The sequence below is a fragment of the Castellaniella sp. UC4447_H14 genome, assembly GCF_052978285.1.
Genome location: NZ_CM129666.1, coordinates 2,650,451 through 2,666,750 on the forward strand (window position 1 = coordinate 2,650,451; position 16,300 = coordinate 2,666,750).

Genomic DNA, 16,300 nt, shown 5'->3' on the forward strand with positions numbered 1-16,300 from the left:
TGCGTCCGGGCGCGGGGATGGCGTCTCGTCCGTTTTCCTGGTGGGCATGATGGGGGCGGGCAAGACCACGATCGGACGGCAGCTTGCAACGGCACTGGGCCGTGAATTCATCGATCTGGACCAGGCCATCGAGGCGCGTTGCGGCGTGCGCGTGGCCACCATTTTCGATATCGAGGGCGAAGCGGGTTTCCGGCGCCGCGAGACGGCCGCGCTGGACGAATTCACGCGCAAGACCAGCCTGGTCCTGGCGACCGGTGGCGGGGCGGTGCTGGCGGCCGAAAACCGTGCCATGCTGAAGGCGCGCGGCTGTGTGGTTTATCTGCGCGCCGGGGTGGACGAACTCTACCGGCGCGTGGCGCGCGATCGCAATCGCCCGCTGTTGCATACCCCCGATCCGCGCCAGCGCCTGGCCGATCTGATCGCCCAGCGCGAGCGCCTGTATGCGGAGCTGGCCGACATCACGCTGGATACCGCCGACCAGCCCATTTCTCACGTGTTGCAGCATTTATTGCCGCTGCTGCGCGCCACTCAGTCCCAGGAGCCTTCATGCTGACGGTCCAGGTCGATGCCCCCGGCGGGCGCTATCCCATCCATATCGGTGCCGGGCGGCTGGCATTGCTCGCCGAGAGCGTCCCGGCGGACGCCACCTCGGTCGTCGTGGTCACCAACACCACGCTGGGTGCGCTGTACGGCGACGCGGTGTGCGGCACGCTGCGGGCGGCCGGCAAGCCAGTGCTGCGGGTCGAGCTCCCGGACGGCGAGCAATACAAGACCTGGGATTCCCTGAACCGCATCTTCGACGCGCTGCTGGAGCACGCCCTGGACCGCCATGCGGTGCTGGTGGCCCTGGGCGGTGGAGTCGTGGGGGATATCTGCGGCTTTGCGGCGGCCTGCTACATGCGCGGCATTCGTTTCATCCAGGTGCCCACCACGCTGCTGGCGCAGGTGGATTCGTCGGTGGGGGGGAAGACCGCCATCAACCACCCGCGCGGCAAGAACATGATAGGCGCGTTTTACCAGCCACTGGCCGTGGAGATCGACCCGGCGGTGCTGGCGACGCTGCCGGCGCGGGAAGTCTCCGCCGGCCTGGCCGAGGTCATCAAGCATGGCATGATCGCCGACGCCGACTTCTTTGCGTGGTGCGAGAACCATGTCGCGGCGTTGCGCGCGCTCGACGAGGAGGCCGTGTTGCATGCCGTGCGGCGCTCGTGCGAGATCAAGGCGCGCGTCGTGTCACAGGACGAACGCGAATCGGGGCTGCGCGCCATCCTGAATTTTGGCCATACCTTTGGCCACGCCATCGAGTCCGGCCTGGGTTATGGGCAATGGCTGCATGGCGAAGCCGTGGGTTGCGGCATGGTGATGGCCGCCGAGCTTTCGGTGCGGGTGATGGGGCTGGACCCGTCGGTGGCCGGGCGCATCCGGGACCTGGTGGCGGCCATCGGTTGCCCGATCGAGGCGCCGGACCTGGGCGTCCAGCGCTGGCTGGACCTGATGCGGGTGGACAAAAAGAATCAGGGACGACACATACGGTATGTGTTGCTGCCGCAACTGGGCCGCGCGCAGGTCCGGGCCGTGGATGACGAGACGGTGCGGCCGCTGCTCGAGCCCGCGCGCCTGGGCGCCTAGGGGCCTGCATCATGGCGACGCTTGCTCCTTATGCCTGCCGCCCCGAGGCCACGCGGGGGCGCCGTCATCCGGAGCCCGCCCCGCAAGGCCGCAGCGATTTCCAGCGCGACCGCGACCGCATCATCCATTGTTCCGCGTTCCGGCGGCTGGAGTACAAGACCCAGGTCTTTCTCAATCACGAGGGCGACCTGTTTCGCACACGCCTGACGCACAGTATCGAGGTTGCCCAGATCGCGCGCACCCTGGCGCGCAGCCTGGGGGTGCACGAGGACTTGACCGAGGCCATCGCGCTGGCGCACGATCTGGGCCATACGCCTTTCGGGCACGCCGGACAGGACGAACTGAACGCCTGTCTGCACGAACTGGCGCCTCAGGCCGGCGGTTTCGAGCACAACCTGCAGAGTCTGCGGGTGGTGGACGAACTCGAGGAGCGCTACGCCGCCTTCAACGGCCTGAATCTGTGCTTCGAGACGCGCGAGGGCATCCTGAAGCACTGCTCGCGCCGCCACGCGCGTGCGCTGGGCGATGTGGGGGAGCGGTTCCTGGCGGGTACCCAGCCGTCGCTGGAAGCGCAGATCACCAATCTGGCGGACGAGATCGCCTACAACAACCACGACGTGGACGATGGGCTGCGTTCCGGGCTGATCACGGTGCCGCAATTGATGCATCTGGAGATCTTTGCCGTGCATCATGATCAGGTGCTGCGCCGCTATCCGGACGTGGAGCCCAGGCGGCTGGTGTCCGAGGTCATCCGGTCGATGATCAATACGCTGGTGCTGGACCTGACGCACACCACGCAGGCGCGCATCCTGGCGCTGGCGCCGCAATCTGTGGACGAACTGCGCGCCGGGCCGCCCGTGGCGGCGTTTTCGCCGACGATCCAGGCGCAGGCCGATGCGCTCAAGCAGTTCCTGTTGCGCAACCTGTACCGCCATTCCCAGGTGATGCGCATGATGGGCAAGGCGCGCCGCGTCGTGCGCGAGCTGTTCCAGGCCTTCCTGGACGACCCGCGTCTGCTGGCGGACGAATACCGGCGCGACGATCCGGTGGAGCAGGCGCGTGCGATCGCGGACTACATTGCCGGCATGACCGACCGCTACGCCATCCGCGAGCACCGGGCGTTGTTTCGCATGGATTGATTGCGGTGTCGCCCGCGGGCCGCGCGGCCCGCGGGCTTCAGGCGAGCGCGCCGCGCAGGCATTCGCCGGTGTGGCTGCCGCGAGCGGTGGCGACGGTTTCGGGTGTGCCCTGGGCGACGATGCGCCCGCCGCCAGCCCCGCCCTCGGGACCCAGATCCACGATCCAGTCCGCCGTCTTGATGACGTCCATGTTGTGTTCGATCACCAGCACGGTGCTGCCGGCGTCCACCAGGCGCTGCAGCACATCCAGCAGCACCGCGATGTCGTGGAAGTGCAGTCCCGTGGTGGGCTCGTCGAGCACATACAGCGTGCGCTCCGAGCCGCGCCGCGAGAGTTCCTGGGACAGCTTGATGCGCTGCGCCTCGCCGCCCGACAGTGTGGTGGCGCTCTGGCCCAGCCGGATGTAGGACAGCCCCACGTCCATGAGCGTCTGCAGCTTGCGCGCGATGACGGGAACAGCCTCGAAATAGTCCAGCGCCTGGGCGACCGTCAGGTCCAGGACCTCGCTGATGTTGTGGCCGTGATAGCGGATGTCCAGCGTTTCCCGGTTGTAGCGCTGTCCCTGGCAGACTTCGCAGGGCACATACATGTCGGGAAGGAAGTGCATTTCCACCCGCACCACGCCGTCGCCCTGGCAGGCTTCACAGCGTCCGCCCTTCACGTTGAAGGAGAATCGCCCCGGGTCGTAGCCGCGCAGGCGCGCCTCCGGCACGCCCGCGAAGAGTTCGCGGATGGGGGTGAACAGGCCCGTATAGGTCGCCGGGTTGCTGCGCGGCGTGCGGCCGATGGGGTTCTGGTCCACGCTGATGATCTTGTCGAAGGCCTCCAGGCCGTCGAGCTTTCGGTAAGGCGCGGGGGCGGCCTGGGCCCGATTCAGGGACTGGGCCAGCGCCGCCACCAGCGTGTCGTTCACGAGCGTGGACTTCCCCGAGCCGGATACGCCGGTCACGCAGGTGAGACGGCCGACCGGAATCGCCAGGTCCACCTGCTTCAGGTTGTGGCCGCTGCAGCCCAGCAGGCGCAGCCATGCCTGGTCGTCGCTCACGGGGCGTCGGGTCGGGACGACGATGCGCCGGGTTCCGGCCAGGTACTGGCCCGTCAGGGACTGCGGATCGGCCGCGATTTCGGCCGGAGTGCCTTGCGCCACGATCGCGCCGCCCTGTTCTCCGGCACCCGGCCCCATGTCCAGGACGTGGTCGGCGGCGCGGATCATGTCCTCGTCGTGCTCCACCACGATCACGCTGTTGCCCAGGTCGCGAAGCTGCTGCAGGGTTTCGATCAGGCGGTGATTGTCGCGCTGGTGCAGGCCGATGGAGGGTTCATCCAGCACGTACATGACGCCGGTCAGGCCGGAGCCGATCTGGCTGGCCAGCCGGATGCGCTGGGCTTCACCGCCCGAGAGCGTGTCGGCGCTGCGGTCCAGTGCCAGGTATCCCAGCCCTACGTTGTCCAGGAAGTCCAGGCGCGCCCGGATTTCGTGGGTGATGCGTTCCGCGACCTCCCGGCGGGGACCGGAGAGCGTCCAGGTCGAGAACCACTGGCGGCAATCGGCCAGCGACATGGCTTCGATTTCGAAGATGGCGCGGCCGCGGCGCTCGCCCGGCCCTGGTTCGTCGCCGATCAGGACGTGGCGCGCTTCTTCGCACAGGCGCGTCCCATGACACGCGGGGCAGGCCAGGGTATGGCGCAGGCGTCCAAGCTCTTCGCGCACGGCGGTGGAATGGGTTTCGCGCCAGCGGCGCTCCAGATTGGGGATCACGCCTTCGAAAGCGTGGTGCCGCAAGGTCGGAACACCCCCCTCGCCCAGATACTGGAAGGCGATCTGTTCGTCGCCCGACCCATGCAGGATGGCCGCGCGGACAGCGGCGTCCAGCTTCTGATAGGAGGTGTCCAGGCTGAAGCCGTAATGGTGCGCCAGGCTCGCCATCGTGGCATAGCTGAAGGCGTTGCGCCGGTCCCAGCCGTAGATGGCCCCGGCGGCGAGACTCAGTTCGGGAAAGGCGACCACGCGGGCCGGGTCGAAGGACTCGACCTGCCCCAGGCCGTTGCAGGTGGGGCAGGCACCCGCCGGATTGTTGAAGCTGAACAGCCGGGGCTCCAGCCCCGCCATGCCGCGCCCGCATACTGGACAGGCATAGGCCGAGGAGGTCGCCCATTCCTGGTTCGAATCCATGTCCAGCACCAGCGCGCGTCCGTGGGCCAGCTCCAAAGCCGTCTCGAAGCTCTCGGCCAGGCGCTGGCGGCTGTCGGGGCGCGCCCGCAAGCGGTCCACCACAACGTCCAGATCCCAGGGCGCGTCGGCCGCCGGCAGGGGTGAACTGCCGTCGATCACCGTAATCTCGCCGTTGATACGGGCGCGCACGAAGCCCAGTGCCTGCAGCCGCCGGCACTCCGCCGTCAGGTCCGTCTGGCTGGCGCGCGCAAAAGGGGCCAGGATCGCCAGGCGGCTGCCTTCGGGCAAGGCCAGCACCTGGTCCACCATCTGGCTCACGCTCTGGGCCTGCAGCGGCAGCCCGTGCTCCGGGCAATAGGGCGTTCCCACGCGCGCATAGAGCAGACGCAGGTAGTCATGGATTTCCGTGACCGTTCCCACCGTGGAGCGGGGATTGTGGCCCGCGGACTTCTGCTCGATGGCGATGGCCGGTGACAGGCCCGTGATCACGTCCACGTCGGGCTTGTCCATCATCTGCAAGAACTGCCGCGCGTAGGCCGACAGGCTTTCCACATAGCGGCGCTGGCCTTCGGCATACAGCGTATCGAAGGCCAGGGATGACTTGCCGGAACCCGACAAGCCGGTGACGACGACCAGTTTGCGCCGGGGCAAGTCCAGCGAAATATCCTTGAGATTGTGCGTGCGCGCACCGCGAATGCAAATGGCGTCCATGCCCATCCGGGGTTCAGGTTCTGAAAAGGCCAACTTGGTACTATAACGCGCAGCCTCTGCTCACCCCTGCATGGAACGCCCTGCAATCATGTCCTTCCGGCCACGCTCTCATTCTTCCGCGTCTTCTGCGCTGAAGCTGACCCCGCTTGAGCGCCAGAGCAGCGTGGCGCTGGCCACGCTGTTCGCGGCCCGCATGCTGGGCCTGTTTCTGCTCACGCCCATCTTTGCCGTGGCCGCCCGCACGCTGGTGGGCGGCGATGATCCGGCACGGGTAGGCCTGGCGCTGGGCGCCTATGGCCTGACGCAGGCCGTGATGCAGATTCCGCTGGGCATGGCATCTGACCGCTACGGACGCCGGCCCGTGATTGTCTTTGGCATGCTGTTGTTCGTACTGGGCGGGGTGATTTGCGCGTTGACGAATGATGTGGACTGGGTGACGGCGGGCCGCGTGGTCCAGGGGCTGGGCGCCGTGTCGGCGGCCATTACGGCCTGGATCGCGGATGCCACGCGCCCGGAGGTCCGCACCCGCGCGATGGCCATGGTGGGCGGTTCCATCGGAATCTCGTTCGCGCTGTCGCTGGTCCTGTCACCCATGCTGGTGGGGGAATTCGGCCTGTCGGGCCTGTTCTGGGCCATCAGCCTGCTGGGCTTCCTCTGCTTGCTGATCGCCATGTTCTTCGTCCCCAGCGTGCCGCGCTCGGAAGCCGACATCGTGCAGGCCACCGCGCGCGACGTGCTGCACCATGGCGGGCTGCTGCGCCTGAATTTTGGCGTGTTCTGCCTGCATTTCATCCTGATGTCGCTGTTCATGGTGGCACCCGGGCTTTTGGGGCATTTGGGCGGTTTTGATTCCGCCACGCTCTGGAAGGTCTATCTGCCCGTGATCCTGGCGTCCTTCGTGCTGATGGTGCCGGCTGTGTTCTATACCGAGACGCGCAAGGCGCACAAGGCCGCCCTGGAATGGTCGGTGCTGGGATTGGTGGTGGTGCTGGGCCTGCTGCCCTGGCTCCAGGCGTCGTTTGCGCTGGTGGTGGCGGCCCTTATCGGCTTTTTCGTGTTCTTCAACATCCTGGAGGCGCTGCAGCCGTCCCTGGTGTCGCGCGTGGCGCCGCCTACCTTCAAGGGGCTGGCGCTGGGTTTCTACAACACGGCGCAGTCGCTGGGCGTGTTCGCCGGTGGCGTGCTCGGGGGCCTGCTGGTGCGCTCGGGCGGCCCGTCGCTGGTCTTCTGGGTGGCCGCCATGCTCGCCGCCGTGTGGCTGTTCACCGCGCGCGGGTTCCACGAAATGGCGCACGCCTGAGGCGGCAGCCGGCCGCTGTTGAGAGGCAAACCCTCATGGGCGATAATGTCCATTTAGCGTCTTTCGATGTGTTCGCCCGGCGGCGTTTGCCGCGATAATCGGGCCACATCGTTCAACACAGGATTCTCGCCATGGCCTCCGTCAACAAAGTCATTCTCGTCGGCAACCTGGGGCGCGACCCCGAAGTCCGTTACAGTCCGGACGGTGCCGCCATCTGCAACGTATCCATCGCCACCACCAGCACCTGGAAGGACAAGGCGAGCGGCGAGCGCCGCGATGAAACCGAGTGGCACCGCGTGGTGTTCTACAACCGCCTGGCGGAAATTGCCGGTGAATACCTGCGCAAGGGCCGTTCGGTTTATGTCGAGGGGCGCCTGAAGACCCGCAAATGGCAGGACAAGGAAACCGGCGCCGACCGCTACAGCACCGAGATCGTGGCCGACCAGATGCAGATGCTGGGTGGGCGCGAAGGCGGCGGCGATGCCGCTGGGGACGCCAGCGGCTTCTCGCAGGCGCCGGCCCCGGCCCGGCGTCCGGCCCAGCAGCCGCGCCCGGCCGCGCCGGCGGCTGCTCCCGCCAGCAATATGGCCGACATGGACGACGACATCCCTTTTTAGACGCGAGTCGTTCTTTCACGCAAGAACCTCCTGCGCGTCGCCGCGAGGAGGTTCTTTTTTGCCGCCGGTCCGGCCTAGCGGGCCTGGCGTTTCGGCCTCAGCTTGTCCAGCTCCGCCACGACCCGTTGCGCGTGCGCCTCGGGCACGGGCCGCAGCGGCGGGCGGGGGATGGCCGAATCGATGATCCCCAGGTGCGCGAGCCCGACCTTCAGCCGGGTGTGCATGTCCATCAGCGGGGCGGCGCCGTAGACCGACCGCACGAACCCGTACAGCCTGTCGTTGGCGGCGCGCATCGCCTGCAGGTCCCCGGCTTCGGTGGCGCACCACAGATCGCACAGTTCCTGCGGCACCAGGCTGGCCATGCCCGAGAGCAGGCCGTCGGCCCCGGTGGCGGCCTGGGCGAACATCCAGTTGTAGTTGGACGGCAGCATGGCGACGTGCGGAGCGCGTGCGCGGATCATGCGCAGATTGTCCTCGTACAGCTGGATGCTGCCGCTGCCTTCCTTGACGGCGATGACTTGCTCGCATTGGACCAGTTCAGCCAGCACCTCGGTGCTGTATCCGTAGCCCGCGCGTACGTCCTGCTGGAAGATGGAGAGCGGCAGCTTGGTGACCGCCCGGATGGACTGCAGGTAGTGCATGGCGTAGCGCGCCTCGCCGGAGGCGCCGCCGCCGAATTGCGGCATGGGGAACAGCACCAGCACGTCGGCGCCGGCCTGTTCGGCCTGAATGGCCTGGGCCTTGGCGTCCTCCGTGCTGTAGGGAATGATGCCGGCCATCAGGGGCGTGTTCTGCCCGATCAGCGGGCGGGTGCGCCGGATGACCTCGGACCGCTCGGCCGGCGACAGCATGGCGCCGTCGCCGGCATGCCCGTTGACGAAGGCCGACACCATCTGGCTGGGCTTCATGCAGTAGGCCATCAGGCGTTCGTAGCTGTCCCAGTCGATGCTCAGGTCCTTTTCGTGGAAAGGCAGGACCGGGGCCACGGTGACCCCGCTCAGATCGTGTTTGGTCGTCATGATGAACTCCTAGGATTAAAGACCGGCTTCGTCGAGCACGGATCGAAGCCATTGCGTTTCGGCGGGGTCGGATGCCGTCATGGGCGCCCGCATGGTGGGCGCCGGGATCAGCCCCCGCAGGGAAAGGCAGGTTTTCAGGCGCGCAGTGGCGCGCGTCCCGGGCGCGGTGCCGTAGACGGCTTTCACCAGGGGGTACAGCCGTGCGTGGGCCGCGCGGGCGCGGGCGAGGTCGCCCTGGCGGACGGCGTCCCACAGCTGGACGACGGCCTCGGGGTCCAGGGCCGCGATGCTGACCTGCGAGCCGGTGCCGCCGAGCAGGAAGGTGCTCAGCAGGTGCTCGTCGCCCGAGGGCATGACGCCCACGTGCGGTGCGTCGGCCTGGATGCGGCGCAGCGTGGCCTCGTAGCGGGCGGTCTCCCAGCTGCCTTCCTTGATGGCGACGACGCCCTCCAGCTGCGCCAGCGCAGCCAGCGTGTCGGGCGTGTACGCCATCTGTCCCGCGTTCACTGAGGCCTGGTACAGCATCAGCGGCAGGCGGCTCTGCGCCCGGATGGCGCGATGGTGCGCGAGCGCGCTGTCGACCGTGTGTCCCAGCGCCCAGGAAAAGGGCGGGAAAACGAGCAGCGCGTCGGCGCCTGCAGTTTCCGCCTGGCGGGCCTGGTCGGCCGCGTCGGCGCTGGATTCGGCATAGATTCCGCAGATCAGCCGGGACTCCGGCCCCACGGCTTCGCGCGCGCAGCGGACCACGTCCTGCTTTTCCCCGGCGCTGAGCGTGAAGTTCTCGCCGGCATGCCCGTTGATCAGCAGGCCGCGGATGCCGGGGTGGCCGGCCACGGTCTGCTGATGCCGGGCCAGCGCCTCGAAATCGATCCGTTCGTCCGCCTGCATGGGGACGACGGTGGATGCGAAAATACCTTCAAAGCTGGGATGCATTTCAGACAATTCCATGAGACGCCCGGGTGAGGCACCCGGGGGGCTGGTGGGCGGTGCGCGGGCCGAAACCCGCGCACCGGGCGGCGGATGCGCGCTCAGGCCGGGGGTCTGCGCCCGGCCAGGATGACCTGGTGGTTCACCAGGACCAACTGGCCTTTCTGGTTGATCACATTGCATTCCACGACGACGCGGCCCCAGGTTGCGTCCTTGGGTTCGCAGGCGGCGATGCGCATGACCGAATGCACGGTGTCCCCGTCATAGACCGGCTGGAGATAGCGGATCTTGTCGTGGCCGTAGTTCAGGCTATGGGCGAGGTTGAAACCGATCTCGTAGGCGAAAAAGGTATCGCTCACGCTCAACACCAGAACGCCCTGGGCGCAGGGCCTTTCGAACACCGGATGGTTCTTGCAGTATTCGGCATCCGTGTGGTGCGGGTGGTCGTCGCCGGTGGCGCCGATGAACAGGCGGATATCGGCATCGGTGATCGTGCGCCCGCGGCTGGTGTATTCGGTGCCGACCACCAGGTCCTCAAAGTACAGCTGTTTCACTTCATCCTCCGGAGGGTGACGGGGTGGGCTCAGCGGCTGCCGGCCTGGCGGATCAGGCCGAGCATCTTTTCGGCGTCGACCTTCTTGGCCAGCCTGTCCTGCAGCGGCAGGGACCGTTCGATCCAGGGACCCTTGTCGATCTCATTGATCTTGATCCCCTCGGCCTTGAGCTTTTCCATGTACTTGGCCGACATGTCCATGTCGAATTGCTGCTCGCGGCGGCTGGCTGCGTGGCCGGCCTCCAGCACGATCTTCTTGAGATCGTCGGGCAGTTTCTTCCATGCCAGGTTGCTGACCATGAACAGGCCGGTCGCCATCATGTGGTCGGTGAGCGTGTAATACGGAGCCTGCTCGTAGTGCTTCATCGAGTAGTAGAACTCCGGCGAATTCTCGGCGGCGTCCACGACCCCGGTCTGCAGGGCCGAATACAACTCGGAAAACGCGATAGGCGTGGGGCGGGCGCCCAGGTTCTCCCAGCCCTGGACCTGCTCCTCGGACGTCAGCGTGCGCACCTTCATGCCCTTGAGGTCTTCCAGCGTCTTGACCGGCCCCTTGGAGTTGTACAGGCTGCGGATCCCCGCCGTAGTGATGCCCAGCAGCTGGACGCCCACGTTGGAGTGGTTCACGTATTCTTCCAGCGAAGCGTAGAAGGCGGTGTCGTCCGAAATCACCTTCTGCCGGTGCTCAATGTTCTCGAAGATGTACGGCGCCCCGAGGATGGCGACCTTGGGCAGCAGCGAGGAAATGTTGCCCACCGAGGTGGCCGTGAAGTCCACGGTGCCCAGGCGCAGGCCCTGGGCCAGTTCCAGCTCGCTGCCCAGCTGGGCGGCGGGATAGACCTTGATGCGGATGCGCCCGTCGCTTTTGGCCTGCACCGTTTTGGCGAAGTCCTCGAGCAAGGTGGCGTACGAACTGCCCACGGGCTGGTCGGTGCCGGCCTTGAAATTGAATTCGGCGGCCATGCTGCTGGATACGGCCAGGCAGCCCAGTGCGGACAGAATGCAGATGGATAGCTTCTTCATGGTCGTGTCTCCTGATTGGATAGTGCGGTGGTTATGGAAGCGCTGTCGTGGTGAAAAAGCATGCGGGCTATTTGATCAAGCCGTAATGCTGGGGTAGGAACAAGGTGATTTCGGGGAAGTAGCTCACCGCCAGCAAGACCAGCAACATGACGCACAAGGGCGCCAGGATGCGGCGTGCCACCTGGATGACGGTGCGCTCGGCGATGCTGGAGCAGACGAACAGGGTGATGCCGTAGGGCGGCGTGAACATGCCGATGGCCAGGTTGAAGACGAACATCACGCCGAAGTGGATGGGATGCACGCCGAAGGCCTGGGCGATCGGCAGGAAGATCGGCATCAGGATCAGGATCGCGGCGATGCTTTCCATGAACATGCCCACGACCAGCAGGATGCCGTTCAGGATCAGCAGGAACACGAAGGGATCGTTCGTGACGGATTCCAGGAATTCGGCCAAGTGGTCGGCGACGCCCTCGGAGGCGATCAGCCAGGCGAATATATTGGCGGTGCCGATGATCAGCATGACGGCCGCCGACAGGATCGCAGTGCGCAGGATGGCGTCGTGGAGCTGTTTGAATTGCAGTTCCCTGTAGACGAAGATCCCGATCAACAGACTGTAGAAGGCCGCGACCGCCGCCGCTTCGGTGGCCGTGAACACGCCGCTGACGATGCCGCCGACGATGATGACCGGCATGAACAGGGCGGGGATGGCGGACCAGAAGGTGCGCGCGAGATAAGTCGCGGAAAAGCTGCGCGTATCGCTTTGGTACTGGGTGCGCCTTCTGCGCGCATACAGGTACGCCGCGACCAGCAGGCCCACGGCGGCCAGCAGGCCGGGCGCCACGCCGGCGATGAACAGGGCGCCCGTGGACTGCGACGAGACGGCCGCGACCACGACCAGCAGCAGGCTGGGCGGGATGATCTGCGCCAGCGACGACGAGGCGGCGATCAGCGCGGCGGCGAAGTCGGTGTCGTACCGGCGCCGCTTGAGCTCGGGCTGCATGATCGAGGACACCGCGGCCGCGTCGGCCGAGCCGGACCCGGAAATGGCGGCCAGGGCAGTGGCCGTGGTCACCGACACGAGGTACAGGCTGCCCGTCACCCAGCCGATCAGTGCGGTGGCGAAGTCCACGATGCGGCGCGACAGGCCTCCGCCCTCCATCACGGCGCCCGCGAAGATGAAAAACGGGATCGCCATGATGGTGAACGAGTTCAGGCCGGAAAAGATGCGTTCGCTGACGAGGGTGATCGGGACGTCGGTTCCCAGCACGACGAAGCTCGCACCGGCAAGCCCCAGCACGAAGACGACCGGCATGCCGAAAAACAGGAACAGCGCGAAAAGAGTGGCGGAAATGAACATTTGTCGTTGCTCTCTAGATCTGTTCGGGGATGGTGTGCTGCTCGGCCGCGGCATCCGGTTCGGGGCAGCACAGCGACAGCACGAGTTCGATCATCATGTAGACGGCGCCGGCCGCCAGGCCGGCGTAGACGATCCACATGGGCATGCCGAGCGCGGGCGACTTCTGGAAGCTGCCCATGTCGATCAGGGGCAGCGAGCCTTTGAAGACGAGGATGAGAAACCACAGGATGAACAAGGCGTTGATGAACTGGATCACCGATCGGACGCGTTTCGGAATCAAGGTGACCAGGACGTCCACGGCCACGTGGCGCCCGAAGCGCAGTGCCACGCCGGCGCCCATCATCACCAGCCAGAGCTGGCTGTATTTGGCGATCTCCTCGGTGCCGACGATGGAAAACGGGGTGAAGGTGCGGACGGCGACCTGCGCCAGGACGGCGCCGAACATCAAAAGGAAGGCCACCACCAGAAACACGTCCACGAGGGCTCGCAGCGCGTGGATGATTTTCAAGCTGATCTCTTTCATCGTTCTTCGTTCCTTCTGTATGGCCTCGCCCGGGCATCATTCGCCTGAGGCGAATCGGGCCATGTTGTCCTTTTGGGCCTCCGTGCCGAACAGCGGCAGCAGGTTCTCATGCTCCAGCGCCAGCCCGTCGGCCAGGCTGAGGTCCAGGCCGCGGCGGATGGTGGCCTTGGCCAGGCGCGCCGCCAGCCGGCTTTTTTCCGCGATGCCGGCCGCCAGCCGCACGGCATGCGCGACCGTGTCCTCATCGGCGACGACCTCGGAGACCAGGCCCATGCGCCAGGCGCGTTCGGCCGGCACCCGTTCGCCGGTGAGGATCATGCGCGCGGCGTTCTGGGCGCCGATCAGGCGCGGCAGGCGCTGGGTGCCGCCGTCGCCCGGGAAGATTCCCAGATTGATCTCCGGCTGCCCCAAAACGGCGTTCCTGCCGGCGATGATGAAATCGGCCATCATGGCCAGCTCGTTGCCGCCGCCCAGGCAATAGCCGTTCACAGCGGCAATGCAAGGCTTCTCGAAATCGGCGATGCGCTGCCAGGCGGCCAGGCGCTCTTCCGACAGCGCCACGCCCGCGCCATGCGCGTGCTGGTCGTGGATGTCGGCACCGGCCGAGAAGGCGCGCTGGTCGCCGGTCAGCACGACACAGCCCACGTCCTCGTCGGCGGTCGCGGCGGCCAGGGCCTCGTCCAGGGCGTACACCAGGGCCCTGTTCAGGGCGTTGCGCTTGTCCGGCCGGTTCAGGGTCAGCAGGAGCACACCGGGCGCGGGCCGCTGCTGCAACAAGAGGGGGTCCATGGTTTGTCTCCTTTTTTATCTTCGGGCGCCTCGGGCGGCCAAGCCCGGGCGCGCGGGTCCTGCGCTCAGATGGGCTTCAGTTGAAACCGCTTGAAATTGCGCACGTGATCCGTGAAGGGCCCGAAGCCTTTCGCCTTGATGAAATCCTCGGTCTCGAACGCCCATTGGCCGGCCACCGAATACATGGCGACGTACTTGGGGCCTTCGCCCAGGTTGATGTAGCGGCTGGCCGACAGCCAGCCGGGGCAGGACAGCAGATCCGGAAAATGCTTCTGCACATACCATTTGTTGAAGGCGCGCTCGTGCTCGGGCGCGATATCCACCATCACGATGTGCGTGAATTCTTCGTCGTTCGTGGTCATGAAGGTACTCGACTCTGTGATATTGATCAGTGGGGGCGCGGTCCGGCGGCCCGGGCTCATGGAGTTTCCCTTTTCTTGCCGCGCGGGAATTTCAGGGTGGCCCGCGCCTTGAGGACTTCAATTCCGTCCTCGTTGCGCGCGCTGGCTTTCCAGTGCACCGTGCGGTTTTCGGGTTCCAGCGCGTCGATCCAGACCTCGAACCGGATCGTGTCGCCGTAGAACACCGGGCCGGTGAACCAGAACTGGTCCTCGATGGACACCCCCGCCACGCCCACCAGCTCGCTGGTCAGCACGCTCGTGCACAGTCCGGCAACCATGATGCCCGGCGCAAGGCGCTGGCCAAAGCGGGTGGTCGAGGCATAGGCGTCGTTCACGTGCACCGGACCGAAGTCCCCGGTGCTGGCGATGTAGAGCGCGGCGTCCGCTTCCGTGATGGTCTTGGACAGCTGCGCGCGGTCGCCCACGTTCAGCGTCTCGAAAGGCTTGCTGTCGTACATGGCCGTCACCCTTGCGCCAGCGGGACGAGCTGCGCCGTGCCCCCGACCAGGATCTTGCCGGTCTGCGCGTCCGTGCAGCGGATTCGGCAGAGCAGCGTGTCGCCCTGCGACTGTTCGACGTGCGCCTGCGCCTCGACGGTGGTGCCCACCGCCACGGGCTGCGCGAATTCGACGTTCAGGGCCGCGATGCGACGCCCGGGGCCGCCCAGCTTGGCCAGCCCCGTGGTCGCCAGCGCCGCGATCGCGAGCTCGAACACCATCAGCCCGCCGGTACCGTTCTTCTGTCCGCACGTGGCGTCTACGTACTGCGCGCCCATATTGCCGCTGATCCCGGTGAACAGGGCCTGCTCAGCCACCGTCAGGGTCTTGGAGAACTTGAATTCGCCCGCTGCGGGCGGCGTGCCTTGGTTCGTCATGGTCTCTCTTCCAGGTTCATGGTGCGCCGGCCCCGTGCCGGCGCGATGTGGTTGGTGAGGAATGGGCGCGCGCGGGTCTCCGGATCAGAACGCGGGCAGGCCACGTTTCATGATGTCCCGGGCGATCAGCATCCGGTGGATCTCCGAGGTGCCGTCGTAGATCCGGGTGACCCGCGCGTCGCGGTACATGCGTTCCAGCGGCATTTCCCGGGTGAAGCCCATGCCCCCGAACACCTGGATCGCCCGGTCCACGACACGGCCCTGCATCTCCGAGGCGGCGACCTTGACCATGGACACCTTGGCGCGTGGATCGAGGCCCTGGTCGACCTCCCAGGCGGCATTGAGCACCATCATCTTGACGCCGAAGATTTCGGTGGCGCTGTCGGCGATCAGTTTCTGCACCATCTGGAACTCGCCGATGGGTCGGCCGAACTGCTTGCGGTCCATGGCGTACTCGCTCATCATTTCCAGCGCGTTGCTGGCCATGCCGACGGCGCGTGCGCCGATGTGCGCCAGGCGGACCTGCGACACGCTGCCCATGATCAGCGAAAAGCCCTGGCCGACCTCGCCCAGCACGGCGTGCCCGGGGATGCGGCAGTCTTCGAAGACCAGCTCGGCGTGGCCGTACCCGCGGTGGCCCATCATGGGCTGCACGCGGCTGACCCGGAATCCCGGCGTGCCCTTGTCCACCAGGAACAGCGTGATGCCGCCGCGGCCGCGTTTTTCGGCGTCCGTCAGCGCCATGACGATCACGTAGTCGGCCAGGTCGCCGTCGCTGATGAAATGCTTGGTGCCGTTCAGCACCCATTCGCCCGACTCGAGTCGGGCGGTGGTCGAGATCGACGCGGCGTCCGAGCCGGCGCCCGGCTCGGTGATGGCCATGGCGCAGATCTGGTCGCCGGCGATTGTCGGCTTGAGGTATGTATCGATCTGCTCGCCCTTGCAGGCCATCAGCATCGGGTAGACCTGCCCGAACACGCGGCGGATCAGCGCGTCCGTGGTTCGGCCGAATTCCTGCTCCACCAGGCATTGGTCGACGCAGCTCAGTCCGCCGCCGCCCACGGATTCGGGCATGTTCATGGCGAACAGGCCCAGCGACTGGGCCTTCTGCTTGACGCGCGCCAGCGCTTCGGGCGGAATCACCCCGCTTTCCTCGGTCGGCTGTTCCAGGGGCTGGACTTCTTCCTTGATGAAGCGCCGGACCGTGTCGATCAGCAGCTGGCTTTCACTGGGGACTGAAAAATCAATCATGGGTGGGTCTGCCT

General features: G+C 66.4%; 17 protein-coding genes. 5 read left to right on the plus strand and 12 right to left on the minus strand.

The window, feature by feature from the left end; all coding sequences use genetic code 11:
• Positions 1–46: 46 nt before the first annotated feature.
• The 3 genes from ACVCMJ_RS12800 to ACVCMJ_RS12810 are packed head-to-tail and all read left to right on the plus strand — an operon-like array spanning position 47 to position 2,768.
• Complete coding sequence (locus ACVCMJ_RS12800) at positions 47–553, plus strand: shikimate kinase (protein ID WP_447082591.1); 507 nt, start codon at positions 47–49, stop codon at positions 551–553.
• On the plus strand, positions 547–1,629 hold the full coding sequence (aroB, locus tag ACVCMJ_RS12805; protein ID WP_447081779.1) for a 3-dehydroquinate synthase: 1,083 nt from the start codon (positions 547–549) through the stop codon (positions 1,627–1,629). Before ACVCMJ_RS12800 ends, aroB begins: the two co-directional genes overlap by 7 nt.
• Positions 1,630–1,640: 11 nt before the next feature.
• The gene (locus ACVCMJ_RS12810; RefSeq protein WP_447081780.1) at positions 1,641–2,768 is read left to right on the plus strand and encodes a deoxyguanosinetriphosphate triphosphohydrolase; all 1,128 of its coding nucleotides are present in this window, start codon (positions 1,641–1,643) and stop codon (positions 2,766–2,768) included.
• A gap of 37 nt (positions 2,769–2,805) precedes the next feature.
• Here ACVCMJ_RS12810 and uvrA read toward each other — a convergent pair whose 3' ends face one another.
• Positions 2,806–5,652 carry an excinuclease ABC subunit UvrA gene (gene uvrA / locus ACVCMJ_RS12815; RefSeq protein ID WP_447081781.1) on the minus strand — a complete coding sequence of 949 codons (2,847 nt, stop codon included), beginning with the start codon at positions 5,650–5,652 and terminating at the stop codon, positions 2,806–2,808.
• Between the two features lie 70 nt (positions 5,653–5,722).
• Between uvrA and ACVCMJ_RS12820 the strand changes: the two genes are divergently transcribed.
• Positions 5,723–6,952 carry an MFS transporter gene (locus ACVCMJ_RS12820; protein ID WP_447081782.1) on the plus strand — a complete coding sequence of 410 codons (1,230 nt, stop codon included), beginning with the start codon at positions 5,723–5,725 and terminating at the stop codon, positions 6,950–6,952.
• A 131-nt stretch (positions 6,953–7,083) separates the two neighbouring features.
• A complete protein-coding gene (gene ssb / locus ACVCMJ_RS12825) occupies positions 7,084–7,569 on the plus strand; it encodes a single-stranded DNA-binding protein (protein ID WP_447081783.1) in 486 nt (161 codons plus the stop codon).
• Between the two features lie 74 nt (positions 7,570–7,643).
• On the opposite strand, the gene ACVCMJ_RS12830 is transcribed toward ssb, so the two are convergent.
• The 11 genes from ACVCMJ_RS12830 to ACVCMJ_RS12880 all read right to left on the minus strand — a co-directional run bounded on the left by ACVCMJ_RS12830 (position 7,644) and on the right by ACVCMJ_RS12880 (position 16,286).
• Positions 7,644–8,588 carry a dihydrodipicolinate synthase family protein gene (locus ACVCMJ_RS12830; protein ID WP_447081784.1) on the minus strand — a complete coding sequence of 315 codons (945 nt, stop codon included), beginning with the start codon at positions 8,586–8,588 and terminating at the stop codon, positions 7,644–7,646.
• Positions 8,589–8,603: 15 nt separating this feature from the next.
• The gene (locus ACVCMJ_RS12835) at positions 8,604–9,536 is read right to left on the minus strand and encodes a dihydrodipicolinate synthase family protein (protein WP_447081785.1); all 933 of its coding nucleotides are present in this window, start codon (positions 9,534–9,536) and stop codon (positions 8,604–8,606) included.
• Between the two features lie 80 nt (positions 9,537–9,616).
• On the minus strand, positions 9,617–10,069 hold the full coding sequence (locus ACVCMJ_RS12840) for a MaoC family dehydratase (protein WP_447081786.1): 453 nt from the start codon (positions 10,067–10,069) through the stop codon (positions 9,617–9,619).
• 29 nt (positions 10,070–10,098) lie between these two features.
• Positions 10,099–11,091: a TRAP transporter substrate-binding protein gene (locus tag ACVCMJ_RS12845; protein WP_447081787.1), complete on the minus strand. Its 993-nt coding sequence runs from the start codon at positions 11,089–11,091 to the stop codon at positions 10,099–10,101.
• A 67-nt stretch (positions 11,092–11,158) separates the two neighbouring features.
• Positions 11,159–12,448: a TRAP transporter large permease gene (locus tag ACVCMJ_RS12850; RefSeq protein ID WP_447081788.1), complete on the minus strand. Its 1,290-nt coding sequence runs from the start codon at positions 12,446–12,448 to the stop codon at positions 11,159–11,161.
• A gap of 13 nt (positions 12,449–12,461) precedes the next feature.
• Positions 12,462–12,971, minus strand: a complete 510-nt coding sequence (locus ACVCMJ_RS12855; protein WP_447081789.1) for a TRAP transporter small permease — start codon at positions 12,969–12,971, stop codon at positions 12,462–12,464.
• A gap of 36 nt (positions 12,972–13,007) precedes the next feature.
• Positions 13,008–13,760, minus strand: coding sequence for an enoyl-CoA hydratase/isomerase family protein (locus ACVCMJ_RS12860; protein WP_447081790.1), 753 nt, complete (start codon positions 13,758–13,760; stop codon positions 13,008–13,010).
• A gap of 65 nt (positions 13,761–13,825) precedes the next feature.
• A complete protein-coding gene (locus ACVCMJ_RS12865; protein ID WP_447081791.1) occupies positions 13,826–14,122 on the minus strand; it encodes a hypothetical protein in 297 nt (98 codons plus the stop codon).
• Positions 14,123–14,178: 56 nt separating this feature from the next.
• Positions 14,179–14,619 carry a MaoC family dehydratase gene (locus tag ACVCMJ_RS12870; RefSeq protein ID WP_447081792.1) on the minus strand — a complete coding sequence of 147 codons (441 nt, stop codon included), beginning with the start codon at positions 14,617–14,619 and terminating at the stop codon, positions 14,179–14,181.
• Positions 14,620–14,624: 5 nt separating this feature from the next.
• Positions 14,625–15,035: a hypothetical protein gene (locus tag ACVCMJ_RS12875; RefSeq protein ID WP_447081793.1), complete on the minus strand. Its 411-nt coding sequence runs from the start codon at positions 15,033–15,035 to the stop codon at positions 14,625–14,627.
• Between the two features lie 84 nt (positions 15,036–15,119).
• Positions 15,120–16,286 carry an acyl-CoA dehydrogenase family protein gene (locus tag ACVCMJ_RS12880; RefSeq protein ID WP_447081794.1) on the minus strand — a complete coding sequence of 389 codons (1,167 nt, stop codon included), beginning with the start codon at positions 16,284–16,286 and terminating at the stop codon, positions 15,120–15,122.
• Positions 16,287–16,300 lie beyond the last annotated feature (14 nt).